Origin of the sequence: Rubripirellula amarantea (assembly GCF_007859865.1) — a bacterium.
GTDB classification, from domain to species: domain Bacteria; phylum Planctomycetota; class Planctomycetia; order Pirellulales; family Pirellulaceae; genus Rubripirellula; species Rubripirellula amarantea.
Genome location: NZ_SJPI01000002.1, coordinates 998,103 through 1,021,824 on the forward strand (window position 1 = coordinate 998,103; position 23,722 = coordinate 1,021,824).

Annotated in this window: 20 protein-coding genes; 7 read left to right on the forward strand and 13 right to left on the reverse strand. The window is 53.5% G+C overall.

The window, feature by feature from the left end; all coding sequences use genetic code 11:
- Nucleotides 1-24: 24 nt before the first annotated feature.
- The gene (locus Pla22_RS17080; protein WP_146516020.1) at nt 25-885 is read left to right on the forward strand and encodes a polysaccharide biosynthesis/export family protein; all 861 of its coding nucleotides are present in this window, start codon (nt 25-27) and stop codon (nt 883-885) included.
- A 93-nt stretch (nt 886-978) separates the two neighbouring features.
- On the opposite strand, the gene Pla22_RS17085 is transcribed toward Pla22_RS17080, so the two are convergent.
- The 6 genes from Pla22_RS17085 to Pla22_RS17110 all read right to left on the reverse strand — a co-directional run bounded on the left by Pla22_RS17085 (nt 979) and on the right by Pla22_RS17110 (nt 7,715).
- On the reverse strand, nt 979-1,704 hold the full coding sequence (locus tag Pla22_RS17085) for a DNA alkylation repair protein (RefSeq protein ID WP_146516021.1): 726 nt from the start codon (nt 1,702-1,704) through the stop codon (nt 979-981).
- 6 nt (nt 1,705-1,710) lie between these two features.
- Nucleotides 1,711-3,351, reverse strand: coding sequence for an FAD-dependent oxidoreductase (locus Pla22_RS17090; protein WP_242632119.1), 1,641 nt, complete (start codon nt 3,349-3,351; stop codon nt 1,711-1,713).
- 200 nt (nt 3,352-3,551) lie between these two features.
- The gene (locus Pla22_RS17095) at nt 3,552-4,832 is read right to left on the reverse strand and encodes a putative sensor domain DACNV-containing protein (RefSeq protein ID WP_146516022.1); all 1,281 of its coding nucleotides are present in this window, start codon (nt 4,830-4,832) and stop codon (nt 3,552-3,554) included.
- An 88-nt stretch (nt 4,833-4,920) separates the two neighbouring features.
- Nucleotides 4,921-6,198 (reverse strand): ergothioneine biosynthesis protein EgtB, encoded by a 1,278-nt coding sequence (gene egtB / locus Pla22_RS17100; RefSeq protein ID WP_146516023.1) that lies wholly within the window; start codon nt 6,196-6,198, stop codon nt 4,921-4,923.
- Nucleotides 6,195-7,088, reverse strand: coding sequence for an L-histidine N(alpha)-methyltransferase (egtD, locus tag Pla22_RS17105; protein ID WP_242632120.1), 894 nt, complete (start codon nt 7,086-7,088; stop codon nt 6,195-6,197). Before egtD ends, egtB begins: the two co-directional genes overlap by 4 nt.
- A gap of 384 nt (nt 7,089-7,472) precedes the next feature.
- Complete coding sequence (locus Pla22_RS17110) at nt 7,473-7,715, reverse strand: hypothetical protein (RefSeq protein ID WP_146516025.1); 243 nt, start codon at nt 7,713-7,715, stop codon at nt 7,473-7,475.
- Between the two features lie 119 nt (nt 7,716-7,834).
- Between Pla22_RS17110 and Pla22_RS17115 the strand changes: the two genes are divergently transcribed.
- Together Pla22_RS17115 and Pla22_RS25285 are read left to right on the forward strand one after the other, a co-directional pair.
- Nucleotides 7,835-8,530, forward strand: a complete 696-nt coding sequence (locus Pla22_RS17115; RefSeq protein WP_146516026.1) for an NAD(P)-dependent oxidoreductase — start codon at nt 7,835-7,837, stop codon at nt 8,528-8,530.
- 52 nt (nt 8,531-8,582) lie between these two features.
- Nucleotides 8,583-8,720: a hypothetical protein gene (locus Pla22_RS25285; protein ID WP_165440717.1), complete on the forward strand. Its 138-nt coding sequence runs from the start codon at nt 8,583-8,585 to the stop codon at nt 8,718-8,720.
- A gap of 9 nt (nt 8,721-8,729) precedes the next feature.
- Here Pla22_RS25285 and Pla22_RS17120 read toward each other — a convergent pair whose 3' ends face one another.
- From Pla22_RS17120 to Pla22_RS17130, 3 genes are all read right to left on the reverse strand, one after another.
- Nucleotides 8,730-9,683, reverse strand: a complete 954-nt coding sequence (locus Pla22_RS17120) for an alpha/beta fold hydrolase (protein ID WP_390620293.1) — start codon at nt 9,681-9,683, stop codon at nt 8,730-8,732.
- Nucleotides 9,684-9,873: 190 nt separating this feature from the next.
- Nucleotides 9,874-10,344, reverse strand: a complete 471-nt coding sequence (locus tag Pla22_RS17125) for a nuclear transport factor 2 family protein (protein WP_146516027.1) — start codon at nt 10,342-10,344, stop codon at nt 9,874-9,876.
- A 51-nt stretch (nt 10,345-10,395) separates the two neighbouring features.
- Nucleotides 10,396-10,989, reverse strand: a complete 594-nt coding sequence (locus Pla22_RS17130) for a carboxymuconolactone decarboxylase family protein (RefSeq protein WP_146516028.1) — start codon at nt 10,987-10,989, stop codon at nt 10,396-10,398.
- A gap of 223 nt (nt 10,990-11,212) precedes the next feature.
- Here Pla22_RS17130 and Pla22_RS17135 point away from each other — a divergent pair, with 223 nt between their 5' ends.
- Nucleotides 11,213-12,823: a sigma-54-dependent Fis family transcriptional regulator gene (locus tag Pla22_RS17135; protein WP_146516029.1), complete on the forward strand. Its 1,611-nt coding sequence runs from the start codon at nt 11,213-11,215 to the stop codon at nt 12,821-12,823.
- A 95-nt stretch (nt 12,824-12,918) separates the two neighbouring features.
- On the opposite strand, the gene Pla22_RS17140 is transcribed toward Pla22_RS17135, so the two are convergent.
- A complete protein-coding gene (locus Pla22_RS17140) occupies nt 12,919-13,326 on the reverse strand; it encodes a winged helix-turn-helix transcriptional regulator (protein ID WP_146516030.1) in 408 nt (135 codons plus the stop codon).
- 258 nt (nt 13,327-13,584) lie between these two features.
- Between Pla22_RS17140 and Pla22_RS17145 the strand changes: the two genes are divergently transcribed.
- Nucleotides 13,585-14,574, forward strand: coding sequence for a zinc-dependent alcohol dehydrogenase family protein (locus tag Pla22_RS17145; RefSeq protein ID WP_146516031.1), 990 nt, complete (start codon nt 13,585-13,587; stop codon nt 14,572-14,574).
- 393 nt (nt 14,575-14,967) lie between these two features.
- Here the strand turns inward: Pla22_RS17145 and Pla22_RS17150 are convergent, their stop codons facing one another.
- Nucleotides 14,968-15,525, reverse strand: coding sequence for a sugar O-acetyltransferase (locus Pla22_RS17150; RefSeq protein WP_261343148.1), 558 nt, complete (start codon nt 15,523-15,525; stop codon nt 14,968-14,970).
- Nucleotides 15,526-15,817: 292 nt separating this feature from the next.
- Between Pla22_RS17150 and Pla22_RS17155 the strand changes: the two genes are divergently transcribed.
- Nucleotides 15,818-18,541: a DUF1592 domain-containing protein gene (locus Pla22_RS17155; RefSeq protein ID WP_146516032.1), complete on the forward strand. Its 2,724-nt coding sequence runs from the start codon at nt 15,818-15,820 to the stop codon at nt 18,539-18,541.
- A 56-nt stretch (nt 18,542-18,597) separates the two neighbouring features.
- Entirely contained in the window at nt 18,598-20,001 is a 1,404-nt protein-coding gene (locus Pla22_RS17160) for a DUF1552 domain-containing protein (protein ID WP_146516033.1), read from the forward strand.
- Nucleotides 20,002-20,023: 22 nt separating this feature from the next.
- Here Pla22_RS17160 and Pla22_RS17165 read toward each other — a convergent pair whose 3' ends face one another.
- Both Pla22_RS17165 and Pla22_RS17170 read right to left on the reverse strand, forming a co-directional pair.
- Nucleotides 20,024-20,875: an NAD(P)H-binding protein gene (locus tag Pla22_RS17165; RefSeq protein ID WP_146516034.1), complete on the reverse strand. Its 852-nt coding sequence runs from the start codon at nt 20,873-20,875 to the stop codon at nt 20,024-20,026.
- 919 nt (nt 20,876-21,794) lie between these two features.
- The gene (locus tag Pla22_RS17170) at nt 21,795-23,483 is read right to left on the reverse strand and encodes a cation:proton antiporter domain-containing protein (RefSeq protein WP_165440718.1); all 1,689 of its coding nucleotides are present in this window, start codon (nt 23,481-23,483) and stop codon (nt 21,795-21,797) included.
- Nucleotides 23,484-23,722 lie beyond the last annotated feature (239 nt).

Here is a 23,722-nt window from a genome sequence, read left to right on the forward strand (position 1 = left end):
ATTCCTCTTTCCGAATTCTATCGAATGATTATCAATCCACGCCATTTTCGTGATGCAGCCTGCATGTGCATCACGCTCGCCATCCTTGTTGGTATTCCAACAGGGTGCCGCACCGCAGCCTCGCTGGGACTACCCGTTTCCGCAGGCTCAAATTATCTGCTTTCGGATGCTGACGAAATTCGTCAAACGATGGGGCATCCTTCGGGAGTGGCGACTGAACTTTCGAAAGTCACGCTGGCGCCCCACCGCGTGGAAGCTGGCGACGTCCTGGTGATCGAACCCAACGACTTTAATTCGCCAGTGCGATTGCCAGGTGATCAAACGGTTCAGCAAGATGGAACCATCGAACTTGGCAGTTACGGACGTATCCAAGTCGCGGGACTTTCCGCCGAGGACATTCAAGGTCGCGTGGGCGAAATGGTATCGCGTTACGAGATCGCTAAACGGCAAACACAAATTGGGCTGGCATCATACTCGGGTGCCCCTTCCAACGAATCCGCTGACTATGGGGTCACCGTTCGAGTGGTCAACCAAGACAGTGCCATGTTCTACGTGATGGGCGAGGTGAACGCGCCGGGCTCATACCCGTTGGTGGGATACGAAACCGTGCTCGATGCGCTGATCGCTGCAGGCGGTCTTTCCGACCGAGCGAACGATCACAAGATCATCCTGACTCGTCCTCAACATGGTGGTCAACCGCGAGTGATTCTGCCGGTCTGCTACCAACAAGTGTTGCAGCTCGGCGACGTTTCGACAAACTACCAATTGAAACCGGGCGATCGGATCTATGTGCCTAGCATGACACTAGCGGAAGACATCAGGCAAAGTATTCGCTGGAAGAACGGAAAGAGTTGTCCCCAGTGCGAAGACTACTCGAAGAAGTAAGCTGAAGAAACTAGCTCGCGCATGCAGCGGAGAGCAGCCGCTTGTGCCGCGTGGTTCTTGGCAATGCACTTAGTCTTCAAAGTTGTCGATCGACTAGTGACTAAGCCATCGGTCACGTTCTTTCCTGGACAGTTTTTCGATCGAATAGCGAAGCATGGTGCGCGGCATTCGTTTGGCATGCCTCTTCAAGAAACTTTCCAAGCGAGGTTGATCGCGTTTTCCCATCTCGCGAAGCATCCATCCGATCGCCTTATGCATCAAGTCGTGCTGGTCGTTTAAAAGTGATTGAGCAAGTGTCGTGATTTCGGTGAACTCGTCGTTCTTAATTAACGCAAAGGTAGACAGAATGGCCACGCGACGTTCCCACAACACCGTGCTGCGTGACAACCGATCCAGGACACTTCGCTGATCAGGATTCTCGACGAGCCACGCACCGAGAATCTTGTGAGCCGTCGAATCAACGATGTCCCAATTGTTGACCGCATCAAGGTTGGCTAAATAGAACTCAACAAGCTCGCCGCACTCGAACTCGCGGTGTGGATTGGTTGGCTTGGCCGCAAGTTCGAATTGAAGGACCAAGATCATCATTCCCGTCAGGCGACATTCATGCCACGGTGATGCAAAAAGCTTCTTCAGTTCAGGTCGGGGAAGATCCCGGAACTGCCGTGAAATCTTGCGTTGATCCGGAACGACGCAACCTAAGAAGCGGTCGCCCTCGCCATACCCGCCGGGAACCGCTTGAAAGAAGCCAGGTAAGAACTTTGCTTTGTCTTCTCGTGCGTGTTCACGAAGTGATAACTCAATCTGTTTCGCCGTCATGCTGTTTCAACTATCTCGCCCCAGGTGTTGATGAACGCAGGTGATTCCAAGTGCCCCGTCGCCCACGGCGAACGCGCAACGTTTGGTGGTGCCATGTCGAACGTCGCCAGCAGCAAACACACCCGGCATCGTGGTTTCCAATTCACACGGTGCTCGATCCAACTTCCAAAGCGTGTGATCTCGCACCGATGACCCTGCGAGAATAAACCCGTTGTCGTCCGTCGCCACGCTCTCCGGCAGCCACTCGGTATGCGGTTTTGCACCCACGAAGGAAAATACTGCTGCGCAAGCGATCTCTTGCCGTGATTCGGGTTGCCGACAAAGCGTTTCGACGCGTTCAAGCCTTCGATCGCCGTACACGTCCACGATCTCGGTGTTCAATACCAGTTCGATGTTAGGCGATTTTTCAATCCGAGTCGCCAAATAGTCGGACATGCTTTTTCGCAAGTTGTTGCCTCGCAGCATTAACTTGACTTGCTTGGCGTGCTGCGACAAATACATCGCCGCTTGACCTGCCGAGTTCCCACCACCAACCACGATTGCGGTAGCGTTCTGGCACAACCTTGCTTCAACGCTGGTGGCTGAATAATAGATACCGGCTCCATCAAATCGTTCACATCCATCGACTGGCAAGCGACGATACGATGCTCCGGTGGCAATCAGTACTGTTCTCGTGCGAACCTTTTGTCCGGTGCAGAACTCAACGCAATGCACTCCGCTTTGATCGGTCGAAAGGGATACAACCGACACCGGCGCCGTGAACTCCGCGCCAAACTTCAAGGCTTGAAGATAGCCGCGGTTCGACAATTCAGCACCCGGCAATCCCGATGGAAAGCCCATGTAGTTCTCGATCTTTGAACTCTGACCGGCCTGCCCACCCGGCCCCATGCGATCGACCACCAAGGTCTTGAGTCCTTCCGAAGCGCCGTACACCGCCGCCGCAAGTCCCGCCGGTCCAGCACCGATGATTAGCGCGTCGTACAGTTCATCTCTAATTGATCGAGAAATGCCCAGGCAATCCGCGACCTTTGCGAGCGTGGGTTGTTCGACCAGATTCTTGCCACACCAAAGCACCGGAGTCTCGTCGCGAGGCACGCCGTGCTCCGATAGCAGCGATTGGCCTTCATCGGAATCGCATTCATAGAACGTGTGGGGTACCTTGTTCTTGTAAAAGAACTCACGCAGTTCTAGAGTTTTCTTGGAATCCGTTTCGCCAATAACGCGAATGCCCAAGAAACCGCTTCGTTCAAGCTGTGCGCGACGTGCCTGGAACGCTTCGAGCAGCTTATCGCTAAGCGTTGGAACCTCACCGAGCATTCGACGGATCTTGCAGGCTGTGATTTCAATCACCTGGCAATCACCGCGAGCAACTGCCGACACGATTGCTGGACGGCCCGTCAATAGATCGACGTCGCCGGTAAAGGTGTTTGCGACGTGAGTGACAATCTCGGTTGACCCGCCCGATGAATTATCAAGAATCACGACTTCCCCCGATCGGATCGCAAACAACGAGTAGTCTCGATCACCGGAACTGAACATGGTCTCGCCATCCGCAAAACGACGTTCTTTGCCCAACGCGGCAAGACAAGTCATTTCATGATCGGATAGGAAAGGGAAGGCAATGTCCTGATCATTAGCGGTAAGCACGGTGTTGATTCTCCAAACGTCAAGCAATCCGAGGAAAAGTTCGCTGACCGAATGGGTGCTCAATCTCCGATGAAGGAAGATCCGCCGAGGCACTGCAACCAGGAAGGCCCACGAAGGCAAGACGTTATGATACCGAAGTAGAGCCGTTTGGCGTAGCAACGCCTAAATCACTGATTCGCTTGTCGCCATAATGTTCGCGATTAGGGCAGATAAGGCCAATAAGTCAATTTGTCGTTCAAGCAAGCTACGAATCGGACATCTCCGTCTTGCGATACGACAACCGCGATTGCCTCGTTGAGCCCATTCACCAAACGGTAGGCCGAACGGTGCCTGGTTCCCGAAGCGTCACTTCGTTCCGGTCTCGTATGCTTTGCTTCAAGATCCAGTGCTCGATGGATCATCGAGACATGCGAATCACCGAGAATTTCGCCACCGAACCCGATCAATCGAAAGCCACGGTCAAGAACCAACGACCCGTCTACGCTCATCATGTCAGCGAGCAAATGACTGAACTCAATCAGTGCCTCGTCCAGAACAGCAAGCTCAGCATCGTGCATCTGGAGATAATCGTTCAGCGTCACAACCTTCAAACCTCGAGCTTCGCCAAGAACCGCAACGCGTTGCATGACCTGAATCATCAAGCGATGAAACCGAAGCGTTGAATCGTCCGGTTGGAAACGAACGCGAAACCGAAACCAGTCATCTGGTAGCGAAGTCTCAATAGCACTGTCGGGAAGGTACACCAGCATTCCGCCATGTCCGCGCATCCGAACCAAGCGAAGAACTCGACGCACGACACGCTGAGCAATGTCCTTCACAAATTCGTCACAAATCTGACAGCCTGATTGTGGTGTCGTTTCCGGGTCGAATTCGTTAAGCAGCGATGCGCGAATCGTCCCGAACCTTTGCGGCAACCAATTTGAATGAAACGGATCAAAGCCTTCGGTAAGTAGCTTTCCACCATCGGATTCAAGAATGCGCGTGTAGCCAGACGCGGCTACGATATGCCCTGGAGCCAGAATTTGAATCACGAGACGGTCTGGCAGCGGCACCCCGTGTTGTTTGCCGCCTTCGAGTTGATTGACCCATTGAGTTCCCGTGACGACCATGCCCCAAATGTTCAGCTCGCCCGGCGAATCTTGCTTTACCGCTAACAAGGCCCGGTAGTACCCAGCGGCCGCAGCTAGCTTGCGCAAATTGTGAGCGGTGTAGGGCAGCGATTCATTGAACCTCAGAACATGCAGCGAACTAGAACCGTCGGAAAAATCTTTTTCAAAGTCGTCCTCGTTTGCCAAGACGACGCGACATTGCACTGGTGAACTCTCTTCACGTAGCAAACTCGCTTGGTACATCGTGTCAAGAAGCACGACGACAACGTCGTGACTGGGAATTGCGTCAGACGGTAGTTCACGAGATATCCAACGCCTCTGCAAAGCAGCAGCAATATCGACGGGATAGGCCGAAATTTCCAGTGGTTGCATTATTCCCTTTTCAATGCCGAAAGTTCACGAAGACTTTATGGTCAGAGTCTATCGTTGCCGCCAACACCTCGGCGAGGGCACCACTGATTTATCTCGCTAAACGCAATCCAGAAAATTGCCAACGAGCATTCGCAGGGAAAAAATTGCGGTAAGTATTTCGGTAGTGAGACGACGATGTCGCGACGCTGCCACCTCGCAGTACGTACTGGTTGCACATGAACTTGCCGTTGTACTCGCCAATCGCTCCGTCCGGCGGTCGGTAGCCAGGGTAAGCCTGATAACTACTGGATGTCCATTGCCACACGGCCCCCGCCATTCCACTAGACGAGCGTGTCGGATGGATAGCCAAGTCATCGCGGAACAACCTGTCGGCGAACTGTCCATGGTTCTCAATGGATTCACTAGAGTCAGCTTCAACGGAGGCAGCCGAATTGCCAGCAAACTCCCATTCAAATTCGGTCGGAAGACGGCATCCAGCCCAACGAGCGTAAGCGTCCGCCTCGAAATAGCTGACGTGACAAACCGGCCAATCCCGATTCACGGGGACTAGTCCCGCCAACGTGAACTGCATCCATTGGCCGTCTTGGCAAACCCAGTAAAGTGGCGAGGCCCAATCGTCGTCGTTCACAGCGTTCCAACCAAGCGATAACCAGAGCTCAGGACGACGGTAACCTCCGTCCTCGATAAAATTGATGAATTGCCCACATGTGACCAAGTCGGCAGCTATCGAGAATTCAGGCAAGTACACCGTGTGACGCGGCTCCTCGTTGTCAAAACAAAATTCCGACGTGCGATGACCGATCTCGTATTGACCACTGTCAAAACGATCCCAATTACCGGATGCACTGTCGCGATCATCGAACACAGAATCCTCGTAGATTGGCAACATCGGGTTCGCCGAGAGCGCATGTTTGATGTCCGTCAAAATTAACTCTTGGTGCTGCTGCTCGTGGTTCAGCCCAACCTCGATGGTATGACTGTGGTTCCCCAAGAACTCAGCCGACTCCATACGGGTCATCATCTGCTGGTCGACGTACGCTCGGTAATCACGAATACCATCCAACCCGGGACGCGAGATCGTTCCTCTTTGCGGTCGAGGAAACTGCTTCCCAACCGCGTTGTAATACGAATTGAACAGGTACGCGAACTCAGGATGGAACTCTTGGTACGTCGGATCCTGCTTCAAGACGAACGTTTCAAAGAACCAAGTGGTGTGCGCCAGGTGCCAACGAATAGGGCTTGCGTCTTCCGTTGACTGCACCATGCAATCCTCGGGCGACAAGGACCGAGTGATCCGATCCGAGAAATCTCGCACGTCGACAAAACGCTCGCGAAGACTGGGCTTCGATCTCACCACCACACTCATGAACTTTCTCCGTCCAAAACCAAATGCAACACTGCGAACAAGCCATCCTCGTCCGTCCACTGTTGGTGCAGGCTAAACCCATGCTGCCCGGCTAGCTTAGCAAATCCATCGATGCTGTACTTGTGGGAATACTCCGTCAAGATTTCTTCATTTTTAAAGAAGTGGAATACATCGTCGCCAATCGAAACACTTTGATCTTCAAGACTGACGATGGAAATTTCGATGCGATGAGCGACCTCGTTGTAGATTGCTTTATGCGAAAACTTTGATAGATCAAATGTCCCATCTAGCTCGCGGTTGATTCGCGATAGCAGGTTCAAATTGAACTGCGAAGTCACGCCTGAAGCGTCGTCGTAAGCAGAAACAAGCGTGCGAATGTCTTTCTGCAGATCAATGCCGATCAACAACCCTCCCTGCGGTCCCAGCAGTTCGGCCATCGAACCTAAGATCTCAACGGCGGTGTCCGGTTCGAAGTTTCCGATTGTTGAGCCTGGAAAGTACAACGCGACGTGCGAGTACGATTGAGAAGGGATGGGAAGCTCAAATGGTTTGGTGAAATCTGCCACCACCGGCAGAACTTCCAGATCGGTGTAACGAGATCGCAGACCTTCCGCCGTCTTTAACAGATGCTCTTCAGAAATGTCGACGGGAACGTAGGCGACGGGGTCAATCAAGGCATCCAGTAAAATCTTCGTCTTAATCGAGCTTCCGCTTCCTAGCTCGACCAGCATGACATCTCGATCAATCTGCGAGGCCATTTCATCAGCGTGGTCGATCATTATCTTGAGCTCCGTCCGAGTCGGATAGTACTCATCGAGTTCGCATATCTGATCGAATAACTGCGATCCAACTTCGTCGTAAAAATACTTACAAGGCAGCGTCTTATTCACTTTGCGAAGACCCTCCACCACGTCAGCTCGAAAGACCTCGGTTCCTCTTAATTGCTCGATCACTTCGTTGTCTCAGGTTCAAAAGTAGCGAGGGAATGAATGCGGAAATGGGGGGCGATCAATCATAAATGTCATTAATGATTAACCTTCGCTTGACCGCGACGTTCGAAAATGCCGGTCGTGCAAATCACATGCCGCGCGGAAAACTGCAGTTTCTTGCCTAATTGACGTCTTTCCGTAAAGCGACACCAAAGCGATGTGGGATGACGCTTTGGTGCAAGGCGAGTACTACATTCCTTTCGACACGGCGATCACCCTCTATCTTACGAACCATGGAAGTGCATCAGGACAACAGGCTATGTTTGAGAGCCTTTCGAGTTACTTCTATAAGGCATCTCGACTACCAATCCAAACCACGCCAACAAACGAGCTTTTGCCTAAAGCTTCGAGCGTCAATTGCTTGATTGGTTTCCTGAGCGGCCATTCAACAGCAGCCAATATCTGGGTTTGATGCATGTCCGCCATCGATATCGCAATGGGCAACTCGCAAACACCGACTGATTTCCAACTGACATCTTTACAAAGTGCCGACACGACAAGAGCGATCCGAAACAGCGACGTGTTCATGTTTTGTACAGGTCGTTATTTGGGTGAGGGCATTATTTGTGTGAGGGCATTTTGTTAGAGTAGGCAGCGACGCGAGCGGTTGCAGCTCGTCTTGAGATTCACGGTGAGATTGGAGAGAGATGAAGGTCTGCATTGTCGGCGCGTCCGGAAAACTTGGGCAGTACACGGTGCAGCATGCGCTTGACCGTGGTTATGAAGTGGTTGGTGTTTGCCGTGAAAAGAGTGTTGCTAAGCTGGACCGCTTTCGCGATTCAATCACGATTGTCGCGGGTGCCACAAACGATCGAACCGTCATAAGAAAAGCGGTTGAGGGTTGCGATGCAGTCCTGACCGTTTTGGTTCCTTGGGGTGTGCAACAGTATGCCAGTGGTACTGCGCAAGCAGTGCTCGACTACGCCGAGAAAGACGCTCGTCTGATTTTCTCGTGTGGTTGGCACATCTCAAGAGATGGCAAAGACGTCTATTCATGGAAGTTACGTTTCATGGTGAACGTGTTCGGAACTATCGCAAGAGCACTACGTATGGTCGAACTCGACGATCAGGTGGAAGCTTGTCGCCGCGTGTTCGCAAGTGATACGCGATGGACGGTAGTTCGTGGCAGCGATCTGGAAGAAGGTGAAAGCCAAGGGTTGCCAGTGTGGAGTCAGCACGTGGGCGATGCGGTGTTGGAAAGCAATCGCACTCGTCGGATCGACTTTGCACTTTTCATGGTCGAAGCGATCACTAACGACGAGCTTGTCCAACAAGCACCTGCAATCGTTGGCTGTCGGACTGATTCGGCCATTAAGCATGCCCCGGATCACACTCGCGCTTGAACTACGAGCGACTAGGGTCAAATCGAACAGGAAACTACTTAAAACTACCTAAATGCGTGTCCACGGCGTCGATGGTCGGTACTACTTTTTGAAGTCTGAAACCAGCTATCGATTAGCATTCGCTCAACGCGACCGAGTCACTCGGCGATTGGGAACCGCATTCGCTTCCGAATCGCCGTTTCTCGTTTGATAGTTCAGATCAACGCTTGGAGACTTCGCCAACATCGCTATCGTTGCCCGAGGCTACGTTCGTTGCAAGGAAGCTTCGTATCAGCTCTGCGATCACGTCGCCGTCTTCTTCCAAAGCAAAGTGCCCCGTGTCCAACCAGTGCAGTTGCGCGTTCTTCAAGTCTTTTAGATAGGGAATCGCTCCGGCGGCAGGGAAGATCTTGTCGTTGCGTCCCCAGACGATGAGCGTGGGGGGCTGGTGATCGCGAAAGTACTGTTGCCACTTCGGATAAAGAGGTGGATTGCTTCCATAGCTATGGAACAACGCCAATTGAATCTCTTGGTTGCCGGGACGCTCCAGCAGTGGTTGCACGTGATTCCAAGTGTCGGGACTGATGGCGTTAGAGTTGCGAACGCCTTCGAGGTATTGCCACTTGGTTGCCTCGAGCGTTAGTTGTGAACGCAGAAGGTCACCTTGCTTCTCGGTTCGCGACTTCCAATATTCCTTGATTGGTTCCCAGAATTCGTTTTCGATCCCCTCGTCATACGCATTGCCGTTTTGAACAATCAATGAGTCGACGCGTTCAGGGTGCATTGCTGCGAGTCGGAAACCCACGGGAGCGCCATAATCCATTACATAGATTGAATAGCTCGTCAGTCCCAACTTCTGCGTGAAGCGTTCGACCACATTTGCCAGATTGTCAAACGTGTACTCGAAGTCATCAACCGAAGGTGCTGAGCTATATCCAAACCCCGGGTAGTCCGGTGCAACGACATGATACCGGTCTGACAGGGCAGGAATCAGGTTGCGAAACATATGCGAGGAGGTCGGAAAGCCGTGAAGCAGTAGCACCACCGGCGCGCCCTTGGGGCCGGCCTCACGATAGAACACATCTATGCCGTCGACGTCCAACGTTCGATGCATCACATTTTGGTGCGTCGTACGTCCGGATGGAGTCGTACGTCCGGATGGATCCGTGACCATCGACGGCGGGTTGGCGATTGCTACTTCTGAAACGGCCGCTAGAGCCGGAATGATCAGGGCGAGTAAGAGTGTTTTGAAATGGAACATAGGTTTGCTCGAGGCATGCTCAAATTTGATTGGAGAATAGAAATCAAAAGAAAGGAACGGCCAACGAAGTGTTGGCCTATTCCTTGAAATGACGAGTGGACGATCAACGCACCGACTCGAGTAATCCCGGGTCATCCACTGGACGTGGTCCAAGCGGCCAATGAAACTTACGATCGTGTGGTTCGATTGCGTAGTCATTGATGCTGGCTTCTCGGCGACGCATCAAACCATCCTCGTCAAATTCCCAGTTCTCATTGCCATACGCACGGAACCAATTCCCGGAGGCGTCGTGGTACTCGTACTGGAATCGCACTGCGATTCGATTGTCGGAGAACGCCCAAAGTTGCTTCGCCAGTCGATACTCGAGCTCGCGATTCCACTTGTCCGCCAAGAACGCAACCACTTGATCGCGTCCATTGATGAAGGAATCTCGATTCCTCCAACGCGTATCGGTCGAGTATGCCAACGACACTCGTATGGGATCGCGAGAGTTCCAGGCATCTTCCGCCGCGCGCACTTTCATCACAGCGGTCTCGTGGATAAACGGTGGCCGTAGTGAGGTGGGATTTGGCATCGTGGAATCCTCGCGTGTTGTCGTAATGGTCAAGGGTGGGGTCGGCACGACTTAGGCCACACTGCAAGCGTCAGTGTGGCATCCGCAATTGTCTTGCGACGATTGCGGATCGAGCTTCTCGACCTGAGGAAAGTCGATCGACGTTTGAGCAACATGATTGAGATAGTTGGTGAAGACGCTCAATGCCGCGTTGGCAACAACTTCTGCAATCTCGGCGTCACTAGCGCCTGCTTCGCGAGCAGACACGATATCGGCGTCGGACACGAAGCCACGCTTTTCGATGACTGCGGTCGCGAATCCTAGGATCGCGTTCTCTTTCGCTTGCGTCGCAGTTCCCCGCCGTGCATCACGCACCTGATCAGCCGTAAGCCCCACCATCTTGCCGACGGCGGCATGAGCGCTGAGGCAATAGTCACATGAATTTGCTTGAGCAATCGCCAGTGCAATCTGTTCGCGGGTCGTAGCGGGCAGTTCGCCGTCACTCAACGCGCCGCTGAACTTCAAATAGGCGTCCAAAACGGCTGGCGAGTTTGCCATCACTCGCATCAAATTGGGTGTCATGCCGAGCTTGGCCTTCACGCTGTCGAGAAGTTCCTTGCTGCGGCCGGTGGCTTGGGCGGGATCAATGGTTTCAAGTCGGGACATCGTTGGGCTCCATGGTGGAGGTAAAGAAGAATGACGCCAACGACATCCGTTGGCGTTATAAAGGTCCTTTCGCATTCACCGTGCCACAGTCCCAAAGTTTGACCCAAGCTGTTTGCGGGAAAGACCTTACGTCCAATCAGGTGCAAGGACGGTCCAGCACGACAACTCGTGGTTTCGCGAGATTTCGTTGCAGTGTCACGATATTTCGTGTAAGTAGATGCGTATGATCGAGCTTCAACCTCCACTGATTCCCAACCCCAAATCGTTGCTCTTGGCGATGGCCCAGCAGCGCACGGTCGCTGACGTTCTGAGCCTAGTGGTGGATGAGATAGCCAGTTCGCAAGCGGTTGGATTGGCGCGTATTTGGCTAATTCGACCTGGCTCCGGATGCGAAAGTTGTCCTATGCGATCGGAATGTCCTGACCAGACGAATTGCCTGCACTTAGCGGCCAGTGCGGGAACGTCAATCGTTGGGCCGAGCGAGCCGTTGCACCGGATCGACGGAGCGTTCCGTCGTTTCCCTCTTGGCGTTCGCAAGGTCGGACGCATCGCCGCGACGGGAATTCCTCTGGAGGTTCAAAACATCGCTGGAGAACCGGACTGGGTTGCTTGTCCTGATTGGGTGCAGGAAGAAGGTATTCGCGGCTTTGGTGGCCAACCGCTAGTACACCGTGGCAAGACGCTGGGGGTTCTTGGCGTCTTCAGCCGAACAACCATTGGCGATACATGTCTGGAATGGTTGCGAATGATTTCCGATCACGTGGCACTGGCGATCGCGAACACTCAAGCATGGGAACAGATCGAAACCCTTCGCGAACGACTCGAACTTGAAAACGATTATCTCCAACAGGAAGTTCGTGGAGAATCGTTTGGCGAGATGGTCGGACGAAGTGCGGCATTGCAGACCGTTTCGCAACAGATCTCGTTGGTGGCGCCGACTGACTCAACCGTATTGGTCATGGGGGAAAGTGGAACGGGAAAAGAGCTTGTGGCTCGTGAGATTCACGCCCGTTCGACTCGACACCAACGGCCGCTTATTAAGGTCAACTGCGCCGCGATCCCACGCGAGCTGTATGAGAGTGAGTTTTTTGGCCATTCCAAAGGAAGCTTCACGGGCGCCTTGCGAGATCGCATTGGGAGATTTGAACTCGCCGATGGGGGCACACTTTTTCTAGACGAGATCGGTGAGATTCCGCTCGACTTACAAAGCAAGTTGTTGCGAGTCCTGCAAGAAGGCGAACTGGAGCGTGTCGGCGAAGAGAAGACTCGAAAGGTTGATGTCCGGATCATCGCAGCGACCAACCGAGATCTGAGGGCCGAATCGGAAGCCGGTGCATTCAGGTTGGACCTGTACTATCGGCTCAGTGTGTTTCCCATCGAATTGCCACCACTGCGTAAACGCACCGAAGACATCGTCTTACTCGCCGATCACATACTGCAATCACTTGCGCGACGGTTCGGAAAGCAGCCACCACGACTGACTCAAGCGAACGTGGCTGAACTAGAACGTTACGATTGGCCGGGAAACATTCGCGAACTGCAGCACGTACTTGAGCGAGCGATCATATCTTCGCCTCCAGGCAAACTGCGCCTCGATATCCACCGCACACGCCCGTCCCAGGATCGAGCATCGGCTCCGACCAGCGAGGAAGCGACGCCGATACTAACGGCGTCGCAGTTGCGTGAATTGGAAGCGGCTAACATTCGCAGAGCGCTCAAAGCGTCAGCGGGGAAAGTCTACGGGGCATCCGGCGCGGCAACGTTGCTGGGCATAAAGCCAACGACGTTATCGTCGCGGATCAAGAGTCTCGGCATTGAACCACCGTCCTCATAACGCTGGATGCCATCGGCGCGGATGCTTCTGAAGTCGCTGTTTCAATGACGATGACGCAATGCAATGCGAATAGCCAAGTCGCTCAGCAACATAGCCTATTGTGTGAGCACCTTATTTCCATTCGCCGCTGCTTCGTTGGCCGCCCGCTGGCGTTCTACGATTAGATCCATGGCGTGTTCCTCGCCCCATTTCTTTAGCACCTTCAAGACGGGTTTGAGTGATTTGCCTTCGGCGGTCAGCTCGTACTCCACTCGCGGAGGAACCTCCGCGTAAACAATTCGGTTGACTAATCCGCTTGCTTCTAATTCTCGCAGTTGCTTCGTCAGCATCCGCTGCGTCACGCAGCCGACCTTTCGCTTAAGTTCACTAAAACGAAGACGGTCTTCAAGCAGGTAATACAGCACGATCCCCTTCCATTTGCCGCCAATCAATTCAAGTGTTGCTTCGACAGGACACGCTGGAAGTTCATAGTTGACGTGCCGGGCGTTGGTCTTAGTATCCATTATGTGCCTACCTACCTTAAATGTGCGTACTTGTCGTAATGGCCGCTACTCCTAGTATGTGAGCATCGAGCTGCGTTGACCAGCGTCTATTTGTTGAATCCGCGAGGTTCGCCTCCGTAGGAAGCGAACTTTCCGATCAAAGATTGACGCGGCGACGAAGCGGCAATGGTGACAACTCGTTGGATACTCAACGCTGGCCTTCGGTCTCGTTGTCACGCAAATCCACTCTCAACGAACCAAACTGGAGAGGGATCAACCATGAAAGCGATGCTACTAAACGCATACGGTGAAGACGCAAAATTTGAGGCTACGGATGTGGCCAAGCCCGAGATCAAATCCGGGCATGTGCTGGTGAAGATAGCTGCTTCGAGTGTGAACACCGTTGACACGATGATTCGCAAGATGGGCAAGGACCTACCTTTGTCCCCGGATTCCCCCGCCATACTCGGCATGGACTTCGCCGGAACGATTGAAGCGGTAGGCGATGGCGTCAGCGGATACGCGGTCGGTGATGAAGTCTATGGTTGTGCCGGAGGTTTAGCCGACTTGCCTGGCACGTTGGCTGAATTCATCGTGGCCGACACCCGCCTGATTGCTCACAAGGCCAAGAATCTGTCAATGAAGGAAGCCGCGGCGTTACCGTTGGTGGGAATCACTGCCTACGAAGGGCTGACGCGAGCGGGAGTTACATCTGGCCAGAAGGTTCTCGTCCATGGAGGCTCCGGTGGCGTCGGCCATATCGCCATTCAGCTCGCCAAACACATGGGAGCAGACGTCTATTCGACCGGAGGTGGAGAGCGGCAAATTGCGTTGATTGAAAAGCTCGGAGCAATAGGAATCAACTACAAAACGGAATCGGTGGATCAGTATGTCGCAAAACATACTAACGGCGCAGGATTCGACGTGGTTTTCGACTCAGTGGGTGGAGCTAACCTTACGAAATCGTTCGAAGCATCTGCACTGAACGGGCAAGTCGCTACGACGGTTTCGATGTGCGAACTTGACCTGACACCGGCTCACTTCAAGGGCCTTTCGCTACACGTTGTGTTTATGCTGATCCCGATGCTTCACAACTTCAATCGCGAATCACACGCGGAAATCCTGAACCGTCTTACCAAGATCTCGGAAGCCGGCGAGTTGAATCCGGTTCTAGATGAAGAGTCCTATTCGCTTGAAGAAGTCGGCCAAGCCTACGCTCGGTTAGAAAGCGGAAAAGCGATGGGTAAAGTGGTGGTCGAGAACCGCTAGGAACGCGAAGAAACGTGCGAGATTAGCTTTCGCCAGGCACGAAGTTGAAGGCGTTTGACGTCAAGTTCCTATCGACCGACAACGCTTCGCCCGACTACGCTTCGACCTAACTCTTGCCCAAGTGTCGACTGGCCCGGCGTCAACGATGATTTCGTCCACGGGATGTTCCCGGGCGTGGTGGCTCCGAGAGTCATCATGCCACTTGCCAGAGGATGTAACTCTGCAGACCAAACGATGTTGGACAGCAGGGGTCAGCAGCGTCGCGCAATTAGAGTCTCGTCAAACGAGCGAGTGAGAGCGACACTTTTCTCTTCACCCAAGAATGAAAATTCGGCATGCATGATTCGGCATGCACGGCTCGCATGTCGACGGCAATCGAATGGCTCGATGCAATCACGGTAGTTGGCGGAGGACTCGGGCTGGGTTCCCCGCGACAACTTGATCGGCCAACACAGACTTTGTCACCACGCTGCCCGCGCCGATGACAGCTCGATCGCCGACAGTGATTCCTGGACAAAGGACAGCTCGCCCTCCGATCCAAACATCGTTGCCAATCGTCACGGGTTTACCGAATTCAACGGTGCGTCGAGCTATCGCATCTAAGGGATGACTCGCGGTGTAAATGTGAACTCCTGGCCCCACAAACACACAATCACCAAACCGAACTTCGCAAACGTCAAGGATGACACAATCAAAGTTGAAGTACACGTTTCTACCGAGATAAATATTCGAACCGTAGTCGCATCGAAACGGAGGCTCCAGCCAAACGGAATCGCCTCCGCTAGCGAACAGTCTCACGAAGTCACGACGTCGGCCTGATTCGTCGCCAGGGTCACTCAGGTTGATCTGCTGCAACAACAAGCGAGCTTTCAAGCGTTCAGCCGCCAGTTCGGAATCGTTTGGATCGTAGGGCTCGCCCGCCAGCATCTTTTGCTTTTCGTTCATTGTCATGCCTGAATCAGCGGATGGGGCCCTTCGCCGCCGGGAACGGCCTCGGTCCAACGGTTGGTTATCCGGACTTCAGTGAGGCGGAGGTAGTAGATCGACATTTTTTACATCCGATTACGGATCAGATCTTCGATCAAGACGTTGAAAACCACACTTGCCAGCCTGCGGGTTGTGATAAGATGGTAACGTCCAGGACGATACTCGCGTAGCCAATCTTCGGCTTGTGCTACGACACGCGATGTCGCTTCGGATCCCGCCTGCAACCCATGACCTACTTTCTTGGTCACCTCACCTTATGCCTATCATTCCGCAAACAGCCGTACGTCTGTTGGTCTTGCTGTGCGCAAGCGCGATTGCACCATCCGTTATTGCGAAAGAGCCTTCATCACTTGCAGAGCTTAAAGCCACTGGTCTGCAGCGGTCACGGTTTATAAGCGCTGGCCATCAAGACGTTAGCCATCCAGACGTACCCAAAACTGAGGACGCAAAATCATATACATTGCCGCAAGCGAATTTGTCGACCTTTGAGTCAACGATCAAGCCTCTATTGGATCAGCATTGTATCGATTGCCATGGCTCAGAAATCAGCGAGGGCAACTTAAGGATAGACACGCTCGACCCCAATTTGGTCGCGGGTGCGGATACCGATTGGTGGTCCGAAATTTTCGCCGTCGTCACGAAGGGAGAGATGCCGCCACCTGATGATGGCGACCTGGATGACCGAGATCGGCAAACACTTGTCGATTGGCTGTCGATTGAACTGCAAACCGCGTCCCTGGTGCGCAGCAAAACGGGTAAGCGTTCCGCATTCCGACGCATGACGCGGTACGAATACAACTATGCGCTCCAGGACCTACTCGGCCTCGAATTTGACTTTGCGAAGGACTTGCCACCTGAGGCAAATTCGGACGAAGGATTCCAGAATCGTTCTGACTTGTTGCATTTGTCGGTGTCGCAATTTGAAATGTATCAGCGAATTGCTCGCAACGCTCTCGCTCAAGCAACGGTCCGAGGAGCCAAGCCGCAAACGCATTACTGGGATATCCCGGTCAGCAGAGCCGCCGAGCGTGAATGGACAAGACAGGACAATCAGATTCAAAAACTGCAAAATGATTTGAAGGACGAGCCCGACAAACTAACTGCCGAACTCGAGAAGCTTCGCGTCAGCTTCGAAGTGCCCCGTCAAGCTGCGTACTTTCGAGATCTGAGCAGTGATCGTACTGCTCAAACACAGTGGAATTATCAACGGGCCGAGTTTGCGTTTGGCGAGGCCGATCAACTTGCTTCGATCTCGGACCAACACGACTGCGTCGCGGTCCTCCCCAATGGTCGCTCGCCCAAGCTAATTTTCGAGCTTGGAAATCAGTTGCCCGATGATGGCACGATGCGAGTGACGGTCCAAGCAGCGAGGGCGGACTCGAACGACGACTACGTACCGAACCTGCAGCTGATGTTCGGATGGCAAGCCAGCAATGAAGGCAGAGCGTTACTTCGGGTAAGTAAGCGTGACACACCCATCACCGCCGACCCTAAGAATCCGCAGATCGTACAGTGGCATGTACCGCTTGGTGAGATCTATCCCCGTAACAACGTTCGCAAGACATCCCCGATGGGAGCGTTGCCCAGTCCATCGGAGTACATTCGCCTCGTGAATAGCTCCGCACGCGCGAGCGAGATTCAGATCACGCACGTCCAAGTCGCGGCTCCTGTTTACGACCAGTGGCCTCCGGAATCACACCGTCGCATTTTTCCGGAACGTGACAGTAGCCTAAGTGAGGATGACTACGCCCGCGATACGATTGCTGCGTTCATGAAACGAGCATGGCGGCGCCCGGTAAGTGACGAAGAAGTGAGCCGCAAGTTGGAACTGTTCAACGCAATGCGTCCTCTTTGCGAGTCAGTGGAAGATGCGGTGCTCGAAGTTCTAGCGACAGTGTTATCGTCACCTCAGTTCTTGTACGTCGCCAACGAATCTGGTCCTGAACTTGTTACCGAAGAGCAACAAGAACAGCTTGGCCGCCATGCTTTGGCCACTCGTTTGGCATTGTTTCTGTGGTGCAGCGTTCCGGATACCGAATTGTTGAATCTAGCCGACAGTGGCCAGCTTTCTGATCCGGACGTTTTGAAGGGTCAGGTACGGCGGATGCTGGACGATCCCCGCAGTCAGCGTTTTGTTGAGCACTTTGTGCATCAATGGCTAGACCTGCAACTTCTTGAATTCCAAAACTTCAACCAGAATGTGCGTGGCTTTGATCCTCTATTGAAGGAGGCGATGCTGTGGGAACCCGTCGCCCTGTTCAGTGAACTCCTTAAGTCGAACGCCACTGTTCTGGACTTCATTCATTGCGACTATGCAATCGTCAACGAACGGTTGGCAAGGCATTATGGGATCCCAAATGTGCGTGGAAACCATTTTCAAAAAGTCCCGCTTCATGGCAACGATCGTCGCGGAGGCATTTTAACGCAGGCGGGCATTTTGGCGATGAACTCCGATTGGCCAGATTCTCATCCGCTCAAACGAGCGATCTGGTTACTGGAAAGCGTGTTAGCGGATCCTCCTCCGCCTCCCCCGCCCGCCGTTCCGCAGATCGATTTGGCGGACCCCGAAATTGCCAAGATGACGTTGAAGGAACGTATTGAAGACCACCGCAACCATGCGGCATGTATGTCCTGTCATGAGAAGATTGATCCCTGGGGCATCGCCTTCGAAAACTATGACGCTTTGGGGAAGTGGCGTGACGAAATCGGCGGGAAACCAGTCGATGCATCAAGTGAGTTATTCAATCACCAGACTCTTGATGGAATGAACGGATTAAAGCGTTTTCTGCTCGACAGTCGCCAAGATCAGTTTGTCCAAGCAATGGCATCAAAGTTGACGACCTACGCGTTGGGACGCCAGCTCAATTTTTCGGACCGCGCCGAGATGGACGCGATCACTGCCGAAGTTCGCCAGAACGGAGATGGGCTGCGTACGCTTATCGAGGCGATCGTCACCAGTGACTTGTATCAGCCCCAATGAAGTTCCAATTTCAATAATCACTGTCGAACACAAGTCTTAGTTCCAGGAACACTACCATGGCAAGAAACTTGAACACCCTCGATCGCCGACGATTCCTTCGCGGCAGTGGCGTTGCATTGACCCTACCTATGTTTGCTTCGCTCGCTCAAAACGTTGCGCGGGGTGCTGATGCAGTAGAGAACCCGAAGCGTCTGGGGTGCTTTTACTTCCCGGATGGTGTTCCGATGCCGTTGCCCGAAGACCCCGCCTATCAAGAATGGGCATGGTTCCCTCATGGTAACGGCAAAGAGTTCACGTTCTCGAAGTGCATGGAACCACTCGAAGCCGTCAAAAGTGACCTGACGGTACTGTCCGGATTCTCGCACCCTAAGTCACGTAGTGTTCACGGACACAACAACGCCGACCAGTTTCTGACCGCTGCGCTTACTGGTGGTGGCGATCGCGAGTACACAAATACGATTTCGTTAGACCAGGTTTACGCCAAACACGTGGGCGACAAAACGCGGTTTGCGTCGTTAGTGATGTCGACGGACGGAGGAACGGGAACTGCACGGGGAACCCACACGATCTCATTCGATGAACAAGGCCGCCCGATTCCTGCTGAGCATCGACCGAAACAGATCTTCGATCAATTGTTTGTGAAAACCGATGTCGATTCTACGCGTCGACTAGCGCTGACTCGAAGTGCGCTCGACGAAATGCTCGATGATGCCCAGCGGTTACGCAGAACGTTGTCGAGTGACGATCAACGTGGCCTCGATGAGTACCTCGACTCGGTCCGCGAGGCTGAGATCAAAGTGGAGAAAGCAAAACGATGGCTGGGCGCACCGTTGCCTTCGGTCGACGGAAACCAGCTCAACCTGGAACTTTCCACCGACGAACCCCGGGAATACCTGCAGACAATGTTTGATCTGATCTACTTGGCATTCAGAACCGATTCAACGCGAGTGGCCACGTATCAGATCGGTCGTGAAAACGGAGTGGGACGTAGCGACCATTTGGCAAGAGCCGTCGGATTCAACACGGCTCATCAATTGTCGCACGAGACCAAGAACCCGGATGGTTGGAAAAACTTTGGCATCTATTGCCGATTCCTCAACGAGGAATACGGTCGGTTCCTTGCAAAGCTAAGGTCGACGCCGGAACCAGGTGGAACCGGGAACCTTCTCGACAATACGCTGTTACTCTTCGGCTCAGCGTCGAGCGCGTTTCACCTATCGAGAAACTATCCGCTCATCCTTGCAGGTGGCCAACACATGGGATTCAAGCACGGACAATACATCAACCATGCAGGCATGAACTTCCAAGGCGGTCCGTGGATGGGCGAGGGTGAGCCATGGCAAGACGAAGCGAAGGGCGAAGACGTACCATTGTCGAATCTCTACGCGACCATGCTTCAGCGACTTGGAGTTCCGACCGACTCGTTTGCTGACAACACCGGTCTTGTCGAAGCGGTGTGACTCAGGGGAACGCGGCTGAGCTTTACGCCTGACTTACTTGCCGAAAATAGTCGTCCCAACTTTGATGAGGACGACCGGCTGCTTGCGGGTAGTGGCTTTCGTTGTCTGACGCGCCGTTTCGAATTCCCTCGTAGATGCCAGCGATAACGTTGCCCAAGAATTCGCCGAGTTCACGGATGCGATCTTCGCGGAACTCAGCCACTGTCATTTCGCGATACTTCAAATTCGTTCCGAACGCCTCGTTCAAGTACCCAGCCAACGTCGTTTGAGTAATCGCCACGCCGTGCAGATTGTAAGTTTGTCCGTTGTGCTTGTCATCGATCACCATCTGGGAATACGCAAATGCCAATTCGGGTCGCGTGGTGTAGCCACACAATCCATCGCCAGCGCAATTTGCAACTTCGCCACGCTGTTTGTACGTGTCCACATAGTCCACATCCGGTTCGATGTAGATTCCGTTTCGCCCAATCACCCAGTCCAAACCACTCTCACGTACATCCGACTCGGTTTGTCGGTTGCTCTGAACGACTGGCGAAAACGCAGTGTTTTCTTCGGCACCCTGGATACTTGTGTAAACCAACTTCCGCGCGCCAGCCGTTTTCGCTGCTTCGATAACGTTGCGGTGTTGCGTGATTCGTTGGTCAGGAGCGTCCATGCCTGATACAAGGACAACCGCGTCAATGCCTCGCAACGAGCTAGCCAGATCATCGAAGGACGTGTAGTCACCTGGGCGTATCTCTACTCCTAGCGATTCGGCTTTGCGTGGAGTTCGAGCCAGACCGACGACATTGTCCTTGCCGATCGCGCCGATCAAGGATGTGACGATTTGAGATCCGAGTTGGCCACTTGCAGCGGTGACGGCGACTTTGGGCATGATTACTCCTAGTTCAGGAACTAGTTCAGGAAACTGACTCGTGGAAACGGATCTGATGGCTCAATGTACCGCACGGGTCAAAACGAACGTCACCGATTGTTGTCTGGACTTCGTGACAACGCGGCTTCGTGACAATGCGACTATTTCAGATACGGGTTTAGACTCGAAGCGTGTTATGCAACCTAGTCCACAAACGACCGACGATGGGATGGTTTGGACGTTCTACCGTCATGGCCCCGTCAGCCGAGATACCCAACAGCTACGCTCGGTCGACACGCGGATCGGCAAGCGGGCCGACTGCCACAACGAAGTTCGGCATTCACGCTCTAGGTGCACGATTACACGCCCTTGCGAACGGACAGCAGAGCAACTGCCCCCAATGCTCTACTGTCCATACGCAGAGTGACGTCGCCTAATCGGTGGATGCGAAAAGGCAGACGACTACAGAATGATGTACCTGCAGGGTCCAGCGACATCTGCGGCTAGATCGAAAGCAATTGGTGTGCCAACAATCTTGCTTAAGCGTCACTGTCTAGAAATTTGCAACAACATCAGTTCACGCGGCGATCAAGATCGCAACCGGTGAGCCTCGTTTCGACGGAGACTTCTAAGGTGTTGTTCAACTCGGTGAACGCAATCGCCTTAGGCTGCATCAAACGAAGAGTCGCCCATATGTGCCCACCACATCAAGCAGATTGTCACTCTTTGGACAACACCTCTGCTTTCCACCAAGCGTCCTCACGTTCAAAACCGGTATGAAGCGAATAATTAGTTTGCGAAGTATCTAGCACGCGGTTCACAATCTGTTGCTCGAGTATTGCAAAGCGATAGCGGGAGAGTTTCTAGGCGAGCTCGCCCGGAGCGTTCGGCTGAACGACTCGCAACGATGGTCGCAACGACGGTCGCAACGTCGGTAAAGCTACTCTTCGTGTTCCAGACGACGTTGAATCCAGCTTTCAATTTGAGCCTCATCGATGTCGTGGGAGCGCAGAAGTTGACGAGCCAAAGATATTCCCACCGATTCATCCTGTTCAGCCACGGCGCGGATACCCAGCTTTTCAAAATGAGAGGTTTGATCCTGGTTCTTCGTTGAAATGAACTTCGTCAAACTGGGAAATCGCTCGTTCACGATCGGCATCAAGTCGGTTACGCGATCGTGTCTGACATTCGCCAGCACAAGCGATCTGCGTTGATCCATTGCCATCGACTGAGCCAGCCGCAAGTCACTTAAGTCTCCGAACACAACTTGGTATCCATCGACGCTCGCAGCCGTGAATCGATCGTAGTCGCGTTCGACCGCCTCGTACCGGATCTGATGAGCCTCGAGAGCATCCGCCACCGTGCGTCCGACTTCGTCCATACCGTAGACGATCACTGGTGCCACCGTTTCGATCGGAATCGACTCGGACTTCGGAATCAAAACTGATGACCGTTTTCGGATCTCGCGAGCCAACCGATTACCGAGCTCGGCTACCGTCGGCGTTAGTGCAAGGGAAAGCGCGACACCAATGAACACGACGCTGACCGTTTCTTCCCCGAAAGCTGATCGGATGCTCGGCATGGAAACAATGACGAACACAAATTCGCTGCCCTGCGCCAACAAGAAACCGAGTTGCATCGAACCTGGAACCGACCAACCCACGATTCTCGCTGATAATGAAATAGCAACCGCTTTGATCGTGATAACGACGCTCGCAAACGCGATGATTTGCCAGCCATGGCTCAACAAAATTCGCCAATCAAGCGAAGCCCCGATCGCGATGAAGAAGAACGCCAACAATAGGTCCCGAAAGGGTTTTGCTTCGGTGCGAATCAAATGCCTGAACGGAGTTTCCGACAGCATCATTCCGCCCAAAAACGCGCCAAGGGTGAGCGACAATCCTAGCCATCCGCTGGCAGCCGCCATCGCTAACACGATCAACAACGCGATCGCCGTGAAGATTTCCTCGTTCTTCGTGCGCGAGATGACAGCGAAGAGTGGACGTAGAACGTACCGTCCCAACAACAGCGAACATCCGAAGGCCAGCAGACCTTTGAACGCCGCCATGAAAATGGTCATCGTTAGACTTTGCTCGACTGAATCGGAAGCGTTGCCGCCATACGATGACGCGAGCACCAAGAGAAAGATTGCAAGAATGTCCTGCAGAATCAGTACCGCGGTAGCCGTTCGCCCTACCGGACAATTGTTCTGTTGTCTCTGTTGCAGCGTCGGGCTGACAACCGCGGTCGAGGATAGCGCAAGGGAGCCTCCTACGATCATCGAGATTTCAAACGAATAGCCCAGAGAGAGTGCGATTGCGATGAACGCCAAACTGCACAGCGTTATCTGGATGGGGCCGAGGCCAAAGATATCGCGTCTCGCGTCCCAGATATGCTGTACCGAAAAGTGCAACCCGATATCAAACAGCAGGAACACGACCCCCAATTCCGCCAGCAGGTGAACGGTGCTGCTTTCATGGAACCAACCAAGCGCGTGGCCTCCGATTACCATGCCGCCGAGCATGTAACCGACAATCGGACTGAGCCCTAGGCGACGCATCAACACAATTGACGAGATGCCAATCGCCAATAACAAAATCGCCGGTATGAGTGCCTCTGCTTCTTCCATGGCGAGACAGTGTAAAGCAATTAGCCGCCCGGTCCATCGGACCAAAAGTGCCCGGTCCATCGGACCAAAAGTGCCCGGTCCATCGGACCAAAAGTGCCCGGTCCATCGGACCAAGAGTGCCCGGTCCATCGGACCAAGAGTGCCCGGTCCATCGGACCAAGAGTGCCCGCTCCATCGGACCGAACGTGACGATCGTTAGGCGTCACGACTCGCCGTAGAATCAGTTATCTCATCAGCAA